The organism is Actinokineospora auranticolor (genome assembly GCF_041897805.1).
GTDB lineage: Bacteria > Actinomycetota > Actinomycetes > Mycobacteriales > Pseudonocardiaceae > Actinokineospora > Actinokineospora auranticolor.
The window spans coordinates 4,555,657-4,570,162 of the sequence record NZ_CP154825.1; the positions used below are offsets into that span (position 1 = coordinate 4,555,657).

A 14,506-nucleotide genomic window follows, 5' to 3' on the forward strand; every position below is an offset into this window, starting at 1 on the left:
TGGCCAGATTCCCGAGCAACGCCAAGGCCGGGGCCAACAACACGACCGACACAGCGGACAACCTGCCGCGACCAGCGCTCACCAGAACCGGCTCCCCGCCGTCGACCGACCACTGTGATCGAGTGGCACAGGGCGACCGGCTCGTGACGGATCGGTGCGCGTGCTTCTGCGTCCCGCTTGCACGCTCATGAAACCCAACAAGCGGGCGGAGATCATCCGAGCTGTCGACTGGTACGAGACGCCCCACGCGAACGCCGACGGGCGGTCGACAGGCAACCTGACGCCGCTTCTCCCGAGCAACACGAGAAGTGCGTACAGCGACAGCGGGACGCCGGGCAGTGGTGGAGGTCGTCGGCTTGGCACTGCTGTGTCGGGAGTTCGACTACGCTGTACGGGTCGACACGATCGGGGAGACGTATGCGACTCGGCCTGTTCACCGCTTGTCTTCCGGGGCTCACGCTCGCCGAGGTCGTCGCGTGGGCGAGTGGGGCTGGGTATGACGCTCTGGAGGTAGCGGCGTGGCCCGCCGGTGGCGATCACCCGCACCAGGCCGCGCATCTTGACGTGGATGGGGCGGGCCTTGAGGCGGGGCGTGTGTTGGAGTTGTTCGCCGCGCACGGCATGACCGTTTCGGCTGTGAGCTGCTACGAGAACAACCTCATCGGGGACCTCGTCGAGCGGGCGCGGGTGCATGAGCACCTTCGGGCTTGCGTCCGCGCGGCCGCGGCCTTGGGTGTGCCGCACGTCGGCACGTTCATCGGCCGCGACGCCGGGGCGAGTGTGGCGGGCAATCTGCGGGAGGCCGAGCGGGTGTTGCCCGGGCTGGTCCGCTACGCCGACGACCACGGTGTCCGGCTCGTCATCGAGAACTGCCCGATGGAGGGCTGGCACCCCGATGGCTACCCCGGCAACCTGGCCTACTCCCCCGAGTTGTGGGACTGGATGTTCGACCTCGGGCTGTACCTCAACTTCGACCCCTCGCACCTGCTGTGGTTGGGCATCGACCCGGTCGAGGCGCTGCGGTCGGTTCTGGTTTCGGGGCGGGTGTCGCACTTCCAGGCCAAGGACATCGAGGTCGACGAGCGGGCGCGGAACCGGTTCGGCGTCTTCGGCAAGGCGGTGACCCGGGCCCGTCCCGAGGACACCGGGTGGTGGCGCTACCGGGTTCCGGGGCGGGGGCAGCTCGACTGGAACCGGATCATCGACACGCTCTACTGCGGTGGTTTCGACGGCACGGTCGCCGTCGAGCATGAGGATCCGGTGTGGGCTGGTGCGTGGACGCGGCAGGGGTTGGAGATCGCGGTGGAGACGTTGCGGCCGTTGATCCGGTGACCCTCAGGTGCGGCCCAGGCAGCGGGCGAGCGAGGTGAGGTCGTGCTCGCCGAGCACGTCCCGCACGCCGGAGAGGTCCCAGCAGGGGTCTTTGTCGTCGAGTGGGTCGTGGCGCAGGCGGGCGGCGAGCAGGGGGAACCGCACGAGCAGGATCGCGGCCCGTGCCAGGGCGTCGTCGTCCTCGGCGTGACGAACGTGGATCTGGACCGCCAGCAGCATTCCCAGCGCGTTGGCGATGCGTTTGATCATGCGGGGATTGGGCGGGACCAGGTCCGCGTAGGTGTGCAGTAGGTGGTCTCCGCGCGCTTGGAGCACTTCGGCGGTGGCCTCGCGGCGCGCGTGGACGAGCTGTTCCTGTTCTTGCGCGGGCGGGGGTGCGGGTTGTTGCCGCGGTTGTGGTTTGACGCCGGTGGTGGGGGCCGTTCGGGCCGCGAGGACGTCGTCGAGGTAGGTGGAGAGCTGCGCGCGGGACAGGTCCGGTACGTGCACGACGTGGTCGAAGACCTTCTGGGCGAAGTCCGAGCCGAGGTCGCGGGTCTGGTTGCCCGGGTCGCCGAACTCGGCGTAGCGGGAGGTGAAGGCCTTGGTGATCCACCGGCCGTCGGCGAGCACGAGGACGAACAGCCGCGCGAGCTCTCGCCGCCCGCGGCGCACGGGTTGGCGCAGGATGGTGTGCACCGTCTCCAGGATCCGCACCACCCGGTCGGCCGGACACCGGTCCAGGTCGTCGATGACCAGCAGCACGGGGCGCCTGCCCGCGCCCGCGCGCGGGGTCCAGCGGCGCAGCCAGGCGACCATGTCGGCGACCTGGCCCAGCGGGTTGTCCTCGGTATGCAGGTGCAGCCTGCCGAACGGGGCGGAGTGCCAGAACAACGTCCGACCGACGACCAGCCCGGCACCCAGCAGGCCGCCCGCCGCCGCGAGGACGGTGACCGCGATCCGCATCCACGACTCCGGCAGCAAGGTGTTCAGCAGCGTGCCGCCCGCCGCCACCGCGAGGGCGACCAGGGTGGCGGGCGAGCGCAGCGTCCGCGCCACCACCGACCAGACCTGCATGGCCACGCGGGTGACCCACGGCCGTGACCGGCGCACCTCCCGCTCGACCGCGGCGGCCAGCGACCACCACTCCGGCGCGATCGCGCCTTCCCGCCACGCCTCGTAGTTCACCACAACCGGCGGCGTCCACGACGGGCCGTGCGTGTGCTCGTCGCGCAGGAGCAGCTTGACCAGCGTGCTCTTGCCCCCGCCCCACGGCCCGTCGACGTGCACCACCGCGCTGGTGCTGTCGGAGTGCGCGGCCAGCTGACCCAGCAGCCCCTCCAGGTGCGCGGCGAGGACCCGTCGGCCGAGCCTGTCCTCGACCCGGGCGGAGTCGATCTGCGCGCGGACCGACACCGCGGGCCGGGCGTTCCAGGGCGTCGCCGCCACGGTCACCGTCCCGTCCGTGCCGCCGAACACCAGCCTGCCCAGGCCCGGCGCGGCGGCCAGGGAGAGCACGCCACCGGCGGCAGCAAGCACCGGGCGACCCATCCGCCTGCCGGTGTGAGCGTCCCAACAGGACAGTCTGCCGTCGACGCCACTGCAGATCAACGCGACGTCGCCGCCGGTCAGGGTGGCGGTGACGATGCCGGTCAAGGCACCGGAGCCGACCGGGATCGGCGCGCCCAGGAGGGCGCCGGTCTCGTCCCACCGGCACAGGGTGCCGACGTTGCCGCAGCTCACCGTCATGGCGAGGGTGCTCACGGCCAAGCCCCAGACCGCGCCGCTGCCGTGGTTGCGCACCGACCCGATCGCGTGCCCGGTCTCGGCGTCCCACTGGCGGACGGTGCCGTTGTCCGCGCCGGTCACCAGGGTGGATCTGCCGTCGACCAGCGGGCCGACCGCCATGGCCCGCACCGCGGCGGCGTGATCGCCGAACGGCGCACCGACCGGTTCACCGGTCCTGACGTCCCAGCGGTGGATCCGGCCGTCGTCCTCGCCGGAGAACAACACCGTGGATCCCCCGGGCAGCGTCACCGCCGCCATCGACCAAACCGGGCCGCTGCGCAGCGGAATCGTCCACTCGGCGTTGCCGGTGACGGCGTTCCAGGCGAGGATCGAGCCACGGCTCCCGCCCGCGGCGAACACGACCCGCCCGTCGGGCAACGAGATCGATGTCATCGACCGCACCACAGCGGGGTCGGGAGACTGGAGTTTGCCGAGCAACTCACCGGTCTCGACGTCCCACCACGCGAGCTGCCCGTGCGAGTCGCCCGCCGCCACGACCGTGCCATCGGGCAGCCCAACGGCCGCGACAGCCCACACGGCTCCCCGCAACACGCCCGCCAGGCGTAGCGGTCCCTCGCCCATCGGTGCTGTGTCGGCCATATGACCCCCTGTTGCCGGGAACGTCGGGCTATTACGACAGGGCGGGCGCGCGGCTCGTGGCGAATTGCTCGAACATGGGCCGTACGGGTGACAGGGCGGCGTTCGGGTACCGTCGGCCGCCTCATCCGGGGGTGGCGATGACGAATGCTGACGACGAGACCGCGAGCGGTGTGCGGAACACGGTCGACGCCTCGGCCATCTCGGGCGTCGTGGTTCAAGGCGGGACGATCGCGGTCGGCGGCAACCACTTCCACCTTCTCGCCGACAATCCGCGCCCTACACCGCGTCAACTACCGCTGCCACCGCCAGGCTTCGTCGGTCGCCAGGGCGAGCTCGCCGCGCTGACCGCCGCGGAACCCGGTGAAACGCCGACGATCTGGACCATCGGCGGCGCGGGCGGTATGGGGAAGACGAGCCTCGCCGTGCAATGGGCGGCCTCCCACGGCGACCGGTTCCCCGACGGCGCGCTGTTCGTCGACCTGCACGGCTTCTCCCCGAACTCACACCCGCTGAAGCCCGCCGCGGCCCTGCGGGGATTCCTCGACGCGCTCGGGGTGCACCACAGACGCGTCCCGGCGGCCCTGGCCGACCGGACCGCGCTCTTCCGGAGCCTGGTCGCGGGGAAACGCATGTTGATCCTGCTGGACAACGCGTGCGACGAAGCGCAGGTCGGTCCGCTGTTGCCCGGGACGTCGTCGTGCACGGTCCTGGTCACCAGTCGGAATCGACTCCCGGGACTGGCCGTCGCTCACGATGCCCAGTCGTTGCGGCTCGGCCCTCTCACGGGTTCGGAGGCCCGCGCGATGCTGTCCGCCCGGCTCGGCGCCGACCACGCGGCAGGCGCCCTGCTCGCAGCCGGTGCGGGACATCCCCTGGCACTGGCCATCATCGCCGGACTCGCGCGTACCCACTCCCCCGCCGAGATCGCCGACGAACTACGGGACGAGAGCAGCCGCCTCGACGTGCTCGACACCGGCGACCCTGCCACGAGCCTGCCCGCCGTGTTGTCCTTCTCCACCCGTGCGCTCACCCACGGGCAGCGCACGGCGTTCCTCCTGCTGGGCCTCGCGCCCGGCCCCGACACCGGGCTCCCGGCCGCGGCCAGTCTCGTCGCGCTGCCCGTCGACTGTGCCAAACTCCTGTTGCGCGCCCTCGAACACGCGTCACTGGTGGACCGCGACAACCAGGGTCGCTACCGGATGCACGACCTCGTCCGCGACCACGCGAGATCCCTGGCGAACGAGCTCCCCGCCCGGGAACGCCAGGACGCGATCAAGCGGGTGTTCGACTTCTACGTCCACACCGCAGCCGAGGCCGACCGACGCCTCGACCCACGACGCACGTCGATCCGCCTCGGCCGCCCGATGTCCGGCGTGTGCTCGCACCCACTGCGGGACGCGGACAGCGCTCTGCAGTGGTTCGCGGTCGAGCACCGGAACCTGCTCGCCACCCACACCGACGCGTCCGCCGCCGACGAGCACGAGACGGTCTGGCGGCTGGCGTGGGTGTTGAACACCTATCAGCAGCGCCGCGCGCACCGCCAGGAGAGGGCGGACATCTGGCGATGCGCCAGCGAGGCCGCGCCGCGGCTGACCGACCCGGTACTCGCCATCCGCGCGTACCGGCATCTCGGGCACGCCCACATCGAACTGGGCGATCTCGACGAAGCGCACCGCAGCCTGCGGCGAGCACTGGACCTGGCCCGACTCCACGGTGAAACCGCGCAAGAGGCGCACACCCACCGGACGCTGGCGTTGATGTCGGAGCAGGACGCGGACCGGGAGCGGGCTTTGGACCACGCCTCGCACGCATTGGAGCTCTACCGGCGCCTCGGAAACCCGGTGCGTGAAGCCACGGCGCTCAACCAGGTTGGTTGGCTGACCGCGTGGCTCGGCGACCGCGGCGCCGGGGAGGAGTTCTGCCGTGCCGCTCTTGCTCTGTTTGAGCAGCACGACGATCCCGACGGTGAGGCGCACACCCACGACAGCCTCGGGTGGATAGCGCATGTGGTCCATCGCCACCACGAAGCCATCGAGCACTACCGCCGCGCGCTCGACATCTACCAGTCACTCGGCAACACCTACGCCGCGGCCGACACCCTCGACCGCCTTGGGGCCCCGTACATGGCCATCGGCCACTACGAGCAGGCCGAGGAGACCCTGCTCGAAGCCCTCACGATCTACCAACACCAAGACCGTCCGCACAGTATCCGCCGTGTCGCCCGGCAACTGGGGGTGTTCGACGCGTTGGTGGCGAGAGGGCACCGGTGTCCTGAACAGGGCTGAGACGGGCGTGCGCGCGCCCTGGGTGGGGCGCGCGCACGTATCGCGTGTCAGGAGCTGGTGTAGCCGAGGAGGCCTTCGGAGTTCTGGTTCTCGCAGTTGCTCTGGTTGGACTCCATGTGGTCGCCGTTGGCGCGGACCACGCAGCGGTACAAGGGGATGGTGAATGTGCCGGTGGGGCTGGAGTGCACGTAGCCCAGCACACCGAGTCGACCGCGGCCCTCGCAGTTGGCATCCAGCGAGGTGAAGTAGTCGGTGTAGCCCCAGTTCACCTGGCAGCGGTACAGGGCGTGGGTGCCGGGCTGCTGGGTGGTGTACGCGCCGCCCAGGGGGGTGGTGGAGGTGGCGTGGTCGTTGCGGTTGTTCCAGTAGCGGCCCAGTGCCTTGACGCCGCCGGTGTTGGGGGCGGTGCCGGTGTAGAGCAGGCCGGAGACGGCACCGCCGTCGGTGATCTTGTCCGGGGTCGACGCCTGGAGCAGGGCCGCCTGCACCGCGGGCGGGGTGGCGCCGGGGTTCTGCGCGAGGTAGAGCGCCGCGGCGCCCGCGACGTGCGGGGCGGCCATGGACGTGCCATCCAGTGCCCGGGCGTCGGAGTCGGAGCCGTTCCAGGACGCGGTGATGCCCGCGCCGGGAGCGTAGATGTCCGTGCAGGTGCCGAAGTTGGAGAAGGACGCGCGCCGGTCGGCCGCGTCGGAGGCGTTGACGGTGATCGCCTCGGCGACGCGGGCCGGGCTGAAGCCGCAGGCGTCGGCGTTGGAGTTGCCGGAGGCGACGGCGTAGGTGATCCCGGAGCCGATGGAGGCGCGGATCGCGTTCTCCAGCGGGATGTTGGCCGCCGACGCGGTGCCACCCAGGCTCATGTTGGCCACGGCGGGCCGCACGGCGTTCGCGGTGACCCAGTCGACGCCGCTGATGATCCCGGCGAGGGAGCCCGAACCGGCGCAGTTGAGCACCTTCACCGCGACCAGCTGCACGCCCTTGGCCACGCCGTACTGGGCGCCGCCGATCGTGCCCGCCACGTGCGTGCCGTGCCCGTTGCAGTCGGTGTTGTTCCCGTCGACGGCGTTGAAGCCCCAGCTCGCGCGGCCGCCGAAGGTGCTGTGCGTGGTGCGGATCCCGGTGTCGAGCACGTAGGCGTGCACGGCGGGGGCGGTGGTGGCGTACTCGTAGGTGCCGCTCAACGGCAGGTTCCGCTGGTCGATCCGGTCCAGGCCCCACGACGGCGGGTTGGGCTGGACGTCGGTCGCGCGCACCACGCCGTTCTCGCTCACCGACGCCACCGCCGGGTCGGCGGCCAACTTCCGCGCGGCCGCCGGGCTCATCGTCGCGGCGAACCCGTGCAGCGCGTGGCTCCACGTCGTGGTGACGGTGCCGCCATAGCGGGCGGCGAGGCCAGACGCGGACCGCGCGACGGCGGCGGTGTCCTTGAGCACCACCACGTACTCGCCCGGCACCGACTCCGCGGCGCTCGCCACGAACCCCTCGGCCGCGTTGGCGCCCACCGGCGCGACGACCAACGCCGCCGCGGTGGCGAACGCCACGCCCGCCGCCCGGCATAAGAACCCGATCCTTCGTGACGAGACTTCTTCCTGTGACTGATTCGAAAACCGCCCGACTCGAGCCGTTCGGTTTCCGAGCCTGGCAGTCGCGCTCGCGTATTCCCAAGCGCCCATTGGACTCACACCGCAACCGCGCGCTCTCACTCCGACGGCCCACTACGGTCGCACACCGCGACGAACGGACTCGTTGGCAGCGCTGGGAACCAGGCGCGATCGGACTAGATGCCCATAGGACTAGACCAATGCGATGAATCTCGTCCGATTCGACGCCGCAGTCTCCAATCTCATACGTGGTCGATTCTGGATGACATTCGCGAACAGAGCTTTAGGCAACGTAGCGGCGGCCGAAATGACGTCTTGCGGCTTCCCCGTAATCATGCTGTCGAATTGGTCCGATCCCACGCGGCGGCAGACCGCACCCGACGACGATGTGCAGTGGCCGGGCGAAGCGGGTACTACGGTGGCACCCGCAGACGAGGAACGGACCACACCATGACGGCGGCACCAGGTCGGCACCCCTTATCGACGACGGCAGAGGAGGACGTGCGGGCACTGTTCGGCCGGTCCGATGCCGTGTTCGCCTCGCTGCTGGGGCCGACGCACCTGGTGGAAACGGCCAACCCGGCGTTCCTCGCCGCCCTGTGCGAGGACCGGGCACACGTCGGTGCCCCGCTCGCCGCGCTGTTGCCCGAACCGCTCGGTCGGAGCTTCGTCGCCCTGCTCGACGACGTCTACCGCACCGGTGAGCCGCGCATCGACCGCGACGTCCGAATCGTGCTCGACAGCGGTCCGCGGGCGCGGGAGGCGTTCTTCGACCTCACCTGCGAACCGCGCCACGACACCGACGGCGGGGTCATCGGAGTCCGGGTCGTCGGCATCGAGACCACCCAGGTCAGACACGCCCAGCACCTGATGGCCGAACAACGCGCGCTGCTCGAGCAGATCGCCCGGCAAGCACCCTTGGCCGACGTGCTCGACGGGATGGCGCGCTGCATCGAGAACCTCGCACCGCAGGAGGTTCTCGTCTCCGTCTTGCTCGCCGACTCCGACGGCGCGCACCTCAACCATGGGGCGGCGCCCAGCCTGCCCGACTTCTACAACCGGGCCATCGACGGCATCGCCACCGGTGAGGGCATCGGCTCCTGCGGCACCGCCGCCTACCGGCGGGCTCCGGTCATCGTCACCGACATCGCCTGCGATCCGTTCTGGGACGACTTCCGCGACCTGGCCGAGCGGGCTGATCTGGCGGCCTGCTGGTCCACGCCGATCCTGGCCCTCGACGGGAGCCTGCTGGGCACCTTCGCCATGTACCACCGCGTGCCGCGCGTGCCGCAGGGCACCGACCTCGCCCTCGCCCGGATCTTCGCCCACACCGCGGCACTGGCCATCGAACGCCACCACAACGAACGGGCCCGTCGGGACGCCGAGGCCGAGGCGAAAGCGGCCCGCGACGAGCTGGCCGAGGCCGTGCGCAGCGAACGGGCGCTACGCGCCGAAGCCGAGCAGCGCGCCGCCACCGCCGCAGAACTCGCCGCCCGGATCCGCACCGCCGCGGCCGCGCAGGTCGTCCTGCCGCACCCCGAGCACTGTCAGCTGGGCGGGGCCGACGGCTGCACCGAGCCCGCCGAGCTCAAGGTCGCCGACTCCTGGGGTGATGCGGCGTGGGGCTGCCCGGCGCACGTCGAAGAGGCCATCGTGCACGTGCGGTCGGCGTTCGTCGCCAGCGAGGAACTCGGCGGCCTGGCCGCCTACGTCAACCGCCGCCCCGCTTGAGCGCAGCGGGCCATCAAGAGGGCGCGCGTCGGCTACAGGCACGTCCAGCAGTACAGCCGCTGCCCCGCGCTCCTGGCTCGACCGGCCAACGCCACCAGCTCCCCCACCACCGGCTCCCAGTCCGACGGCGAGCCGCCCACCTCTTCCGCCCGCGCCCACTCGGTGACGACCGCCGTCACCTCGTTCACGTCCGCGATCACGTCCCGCACCCGGGTGTCCAGCTCGAACACCCACGGCCCGTCGGCCCACGGGTCCCCGTCGTCCGGGTAGCCCGTGGGCTCAGGCGTCGCGGGCCACACCGGTCGCGAGGCCAGGCCCTGGTACGGCTCCCCCGCCGCGACCGCCACCAATAGCCCCAGCACCACGTGCGGGTCGATCGACTTGGCCTCGACGCCGTCGAACTCGGCCACCGGCGACGCCGCTTCGGACGACGTCAGGAACGCCACCACCGCACCCGCGTCCGGCGCGCGGAAGTAGTCCGTCAACACACCCATGCGCGCAGTAAATCAGCCCACGACGACATCCCCGCCGACGTCAGCGCGCGGAGTGTTCCACTCGGACCGGTGCCGGGTGGACGTTCAGGGGACTCCGATGGCGATGACGGGGTGGGCGCCCGGGTCGAGCCAGGTGAGGAGTGAGTCGAGGGCGGGGGCGGGCACGCTGACGCAGCCCGCCGTCGGCGCGCCGGTGCCGATGTGCAGGAAGAAGGCCGACCCGGCGCCCGCGACGACGGGGTCGCGGTTGTAGTCGATGACGACCGCCCGGTCGTAGGCCGCGCCGACCCGGCCCAGGTCCTCACCCGCGCGCTCGTCGAAGGGGCAGGCGCCCGGGGCACAGCGGAATGGCTTGTTGTAGTGCGGCGAGTCGACGTCGGACACCCACCAGTCGGACGTGTCGACCTGGCGGTACGGCAGGCGGGTCCCGTACCCCGGCTTGTTGCCGAACGCCTCGGTCAGGGGCCACACCCCGGCGGGGGTCGTGCGTCGGCCCTCGGCGGTCTGCCCGATCCCGGACTCGCCGACGAAGGCGTCGACGGGGCCGACGTCGACGGTCCACCCGGAGGCCGCGCGGCGCCAGGCCGTCACGGTGGCCGTGGTCGCGGCGGGGTTCGCTGCCACGACCGTGACCACTTGGTCCGCCGGACCCGAGTACGGCAGCGGCAATCCCTCGGCCGCGGCCGTGCCGCTACCCGCGACCAGCGCGCACACGGCGAACGCGGCTACCCGACTGCGCATCCCGGCGGACCTCCCCACAGCGACGGCGCTCCACTTCGGGCCTACCCGTGATGGGGTGCCTGCCACACGCCGGGGTCGGGAAATGCGCTCGTACGTGTGGTCACGGTCGTGGGCCGTAGGCGCGCATGAACGTCGCCACCGCCCGGTTGGCCACAAGCGCGATGTCCTCGGCCGGGAAGGCCGTCCGCCCGAGCAGCATCGCCTCGTTGACCGGCGCGGCCATGACCAGCCAGTTGAAGTCCGACGCCGCGGTCGACGGGTCGTCGAGGTCCAACCGGCCGTCGTGGGCGAGTTCGGCGAACCTGGCCGTCAGTCCGGTCATCGTCCGGCCCGGGCCTTGGTCGAAGAACGCCTGCCCGAGCTCGGGGAAGCGGCACGCCTCGGCGGTCACGAGTCTGCGCAGGGCGAGTACGCGGGGTTGGAGCACGGCGGTGAGTTGCCGTGTGGCGAACGCGTGCAGGTCGGCGGTCAGGTCGTCCCCGGAGCCGAGTTGCCCGATCCCGGCGGAGACCGCGTCGGCCACGGCGTTGACGGCTCGGCGGACCATCTCGACGAAGAGCCGTTCCTTGTCGCCGAAGTGCTGGTAGACGGTCTGTTTGGAGACGTCGGCGACGCGTGCGACCGCGTCCATGCTCGTCCCGCGGAAGCCGTTGTCGAGGAAGGTCGTCGTGGCCGCTTCGAGGATGGCCGCCTGCTTGCGGGTCGGGTGTTGATCGAGCACGGACCCGACCGTACGCTAGGGCGCACCACTGGACTAGACCGTCCAGTCCAGTTTCCCCAGGAGGCACCCGTGGTCGTCCCACTCCCCGCCCCGCGGCTGCTCACCGACGGGCTGACCATGGTCGAGTCCGGGCGCTGGCACGAGGGCCGGTTGTGGTTCGCCCACTGGGGCAGCGGCGAGGTGCTGGCGGTCGACCTCGAGGGCAGGCGCGAGGTGGTCGGGCCGGGGCGCGGCGGGATGGGCTGGTCGATCGCCTGGTTGCCCGACGGCCGCCTGCTGGTCTCCGGCGAGGAGCTGACCCGGGTCGAGCCGGACGGCGCACCGGTGCGGCACAGCCCGCAGGGCGGCAACGAACTCGTCGTCACCCCCGCGGGCCACGTCTACGTCAACGGCGCCGACTTCGACTTCCTCGGCGGCGGCGCGCCCGAGCCCGGCTGGATCCGCCTGGTCGCCCCTGACGGCACCGCCCGCGACGTCGCGGGCGACATCGAGTTCCCCAACGGCATGGTGATCACCCCTGACGGCTCGACCCTGGTGGTCTCGGAGTCCTTCGCCGGACGCCTCTCGGCCTTCGACATCGCCGCCGACGGCACGTTGTCCGGCCGCCGCACGTGGGCGGAGGGACTGGGACCCGACGGCATCTGCGTCGACGCGGGCGGCGGCATCTGGTGCCAGACCGCCGACACCTTCGCGCACACCGGAAGCGGCCCCGCCGGCGCGGTGGTCCGCGTCCTCGACGGCGGCGAGATCACCCACCGGGTGGAGACCGACCTCCCTTGCTTCTCGTGCGCGCTGGGCGGCCCGGAGGGTCGGCACCTGTTCCTGCTGTGCAACGAGTTCGACGGCGTCGACCAACTCGAGTCGGTCCTCGCCCGCCGCAGCGCGCGCGTCTACGTCACCGAGGTGCCGCGGTAGAGCGGGTCGCGTCAGCGCGGTGGGGTTCCCGGCTCGGCGACGGGGGTGGAGGTGGTGCCGAGCCCGCTGAGGTCGAGCACGCGACCCGCCAGGCCCGCCGGCGTGGCGGCCACGACGATCGGCCGCCCGGTGGCGCGCAGCAGCGCCCAACTGGTCGCCGATCTGTCGCCGCTGCCCGCCGTGCTGGTGGTGAACTACCGTTACAACGTCCTGACCCGGAACAGCGGAATGGCGGGGATGTTCGTCGATTTCGACACCCTGCCGCCATCGCGGCGCAATGCGATGTGAATGTCGAACGTGTCGTGCGGGAAGAAGTCGCCCACCTGCGCGCTGCGTGATCCGCGCATCCGGATGGTCAGGTGCCGAGTATTTCGCGACGCTCGTGTCACGGTACAATCCGGACAGGCTGCGAGTTTGTGCTCAAATTGCCCGAGATCGCCGGCACCTTCTCCTCGGCCCGATGGTGCATGGTGGGTGCTCCCGCTTATCGACACTCCCCGACTCGACCGCCGACGTCGTGATACCGCCGCGCTGATCATCGTGGAACTCGCTGCCCCGCGATATCCCTCACCACCGTGTTTCCCCCGCCAGGAGCTGGACCGGTTCGCGACGCGTGCGTCCCGCACGGCCTTGACCAAGCCGTGCGGGACGCATCGGCGCCTCGTCCCGACCGGATCAACCGGGCTGGATCATCCCCATTCCACGCTGGAGTTCTGGACGCTGAAGTTGCATTCGAACCCGCCGCTGCCAGACCCGTAGCTCCACGGGCCGGTGTAGTCGGATTGGGCGGCACAGGCGACGTGCACGCGCCACTTCACGTTCTGCGCTCCCGACCCGCCGGAGCAGGTCGTGCCGCCGTAGGTGTTGTACCAGCGGTTCTCGCACGTGAGACCGTTGCGCTTCTGGGTGGTGTGCCCCGACATGAACGCCCCCGGTCCCGAAGGCTCCTGGTCGGCCCACGCGGCCGGGGCCAGCACGGTCGTGGTGATGAGCGCGCCGCCCAACACCGCCACCGCCTTCGACTTGATATTCATTCAACGCTCCCCTGATACGGAATCAGGCCGCTCGGAACGCAATTCGATGAGTCCTGCCATCGCCATCGCCCCGGGCGACCGGTGTCCCACAACATTTTCTTGGAATACCTGTTGAGATATCGGCAATGGAGCTCCGCGTTTCAGCCTAGCGACCGGCACCATGGTTGCCCAGTCCGCCGATGGTATGAACCCGCCGGTCGGTCGGTGTCCAGTCGAAATGCGCAGGCGTGCGGAGTTTTCGATGATGCCATCGAGGCTTTTTACCCTGGCGATGCCGGCCGCGTCCGTGGTGGCACCCATATATGCCGTCGGCGAGCGACATCCTGTAACACAGCGGTCACCGCGTCGACGGGCGAAGATCTTGATCGGACTTCCGCGGGCGGTCGGAGCCTGTCGATGATCCGCCACGGCTATCCCAGGAGGGCGTGGGCGATGGTGGCCTGGACGTCGTCGACGCGGGTGGCGCCGTCGGTGATGTCCCAGAGGGTGTTCTGCAGGACGCGGCCCAGGGTCCAGCCGGTGGCGTGGTCGTGGGGGAGGTCGATGGCTTCGCGGAGTTGGTCGAAGCGCCATCGGAGGGCGTGGGTGGGGTTGTTCGCGGTGGTGATGGCGTGCCAGCGGTTGCTGAGGGCGGGCATGAGGTCGAAGGCGGGGTCTCCGGCGAGGGGTTTGGGGTCGATGGCGAGCCAGGGTTCGCGGTCGGCGGCGAGGATGTTGTCGTAGTGCAGGTCCCACAGCAGCAGCCGGTCGCCGGGTTCGTCGACGAGTTCGCGCACGGTGTCGGCGCAGCGGTGGATGAGGGCCCGCTCATCGGGGTCGGTCAAGCGCGGGATGAGGCGCGGGGCGTCGGCGAGCATGTTCTCGGCGATGGTTTTGAGGGTGCGCATCCCGGGTGGGGCTTGGCGGGCGGTGAGGCGGGCCAGGAGCGCGGCGAGGACGGGCACGGAGACGGGGTCGTCGACGGCGCTGAGGGGGCGGCAGGCGTCGAGGCGTTCCAGCAGCATCGTGCCGGTGGCGGGGTCGTGTTCCAGGAGCCGGACGATGCCGTCGCCGTCCCATTCGCGCAGGCCGACGGGTTCGCCGTCGTTCTCCTCGTTGACCGGTTGCAGCTTCAGCGCCGCGGGGGTGCCGTCGGGGCGGCGCACGGGCAGCACGAGCGACACCATGCCGTGGCGGGCGGGGCCGTCGCGGCGCAGTTGCCAGCGGTCGAGCATGTCCGCGGCGAGGGCGGGCAGGGCGGCGATCCAGGCGCGGCCGGTGTCACCGCTGTGCTGGGCGTGCATGGCGG

12 protein-coding genes are annotated in these 14,506 nt (G+C 71.0%); 5 read left to right on the forward strand and 7 right to left on the reverse strand.

All coding sequences use genetic code 11. The annotated features are described in order from the left end of the window. Positions 1-417: 417 nt before the first annotated feature. The gene (locus V5P93_RS20085) at positions 418-1,332 is read left to right on the forward strand and encodes a sugar phosphate isomerase/epimerase (RefSeq protein WP_104483075.1); all 915 of its coding nucleotides are present in this window, start codon (positions 418-420) and stop codon (positions 1,330-1,332) included. 3 nt (positions 1,333-1,335) lie between these two features. On the opposite strand, the gene V5P93_RS20090 is transcribed toward V5P93_RS20085, so the two are convergent. After that, positions 1,336-3,699, reverse strand: coding sequence for a P-loop NTPase fold protein (locus tag V5P93_RS20090; RefSeq protein ID WP_104483076.1), 2,364 nt, complete (start codon positions 3,697-3,699; stop codon positions 1,336-1,338). Positions 3,700-3,836: 137 nt separating this feature from the next. Here V5P93_RS20090 and V5P93_RS20095 point away from each other — a divergent pair, with 137 nt between their 5' ends. Next, positions 3,837-5,984, forward strand: a complete 2,148-nt coding sequence (locus V5P93_RS20095) for a tetratricopeptide repeat protein (RefSeq protein WP_181043910.1) — start codon at positions 3,837-3,839, stop codon at positions 5,982-5,984. Positions 5,985-6,031: 47 nt separating this feature from the next. On the opposite strand, the gene V5P93_RS20100 is transcribed toward V5P93_RS20095, so the two are convergent. After that, a complete protein-coding gene (locus V5P93_RS20100; protein ID WP_245931737.1) occupies positions 6,032-7,522 on the reverse strand; it encodes a S8 family peptidase in 1,491 nt (496 codons plus the stop codon). A gap of 510 nt (positions 7,523-8,032) precedes the next feature. Here V5P93_RS20100 and V5P93_RS20105 point away from each other — a divergent pair. Further along, a complete protein-coding gene (locus tag V5P93_RS20105; protein ID WP_104483079.1) occupies positions 8,033-9,313 on the forward strand; it encodes a GAF domain-containing protein in 1,281 nt (426 codons plus the stop codon). 32 nt (positions 9,314-9,345) lie between these two features. Here the strand turns inward: V5P93_RS20105 and V5P93_RS20110 are convergent, their stop codons facing one another. The 3 genes from V5P93_RS20110 to V5P93_RS20120 form a co-directional block, all read right to left on the reverse strand. Continuing rightward, positions 9,346-9,807 carry a hypothetical protein gene (locus V5P93_RS20110; protein ID WP_104483080.1) on the reverse strand — a complete coding sequence of 154 codons (462 nt, stop codon included), beginning with the start codon at positions 9,805-9,807 and terminating at the stop codon, positions 9,346-9,348. A gap of 84 nt (positions 9,808-9,891) precedes the next feature. Next, positions 9,892-10,548 carry a L,D-transpeptidase gene (locus V5P93_RS20115; protein ID WP_104483081.1) on the reverse strand — a complete coding sequence of 219 codons (657 nt, stop codon included), beginning with the start codon at positions 10,546-10,548 and terminating at the stop codon, positions 9,892-9,894. 100 nt (positions 10,549-10,648) lie between these two features. Continuing rightward, positions 10,649-11,269, reverse strand: coding sequence for a TetR/AcrR family transcriptional regulator (locus V5P93_RS20120; RefSeq protein ID WP_104483082.1), 621 nt, complete (start codon positions 11,267-11,269; stop codon positions 10,649-10,651). A gap of 69 nt (positions 11,270-11,338) precedes the next feature. On the opposite strand from V5P93_RS20120, the gene V5P93_RS20125 reads away from it, so the two are divergent. After that, positions 11,339-12,184, forward strand: coding sequence for an SMP-30/gluconolactonase/LRE family protein (locus V5P93_RS20125; RefSeq protein ID WP_219824186.1), 846 nt, complete (start codon positions 11,339-11,341; stop codon positions 12,182-12,184). A 102-nt stretch (positions 12,185-12,286) separates the two neighbouring features. Then, positions 12,287-12,472, forward strand: coding sequence for a hypothetical protein (locus V5P93_RS20130; RefSeq protein ID WP_104483083.1), 186 nt, complete (start codon positions 12,287-12,289; stop codon positions 12,470-12,472). Positions 12,473-12,873: 401 nt separating this feature from the next. Here the strand turns inward: V5P93_RS20130 and V5P93_RS20135 are convergent, their stop codons facing one another. Beyond that, on the reverse strand, positions 12,874-13,218 hold the full coding sequence (locus V5P93_RS20135) for a hypothetical protein (protein WP_104483084.1): 345 nt from the start codon (positions 13,216-13,218) through the stop codon (positions 12,874-12,876). Between the two features lie 410 nt (positions 13,219-13,628). Further along, positions 13,629-14,501, reverse strand: a complete 873-nt coding sequence (locus tag V5P93_RS20140; protein ID WP_104483126.1) for an aminoglycoside phosphotransferase family protein — start codon at positions 14,499-14,501, stop codon at positions 13,629-13,631. Between the last annotated feature and the right edge of the window lie 5 nt (positions 14,502-14,506).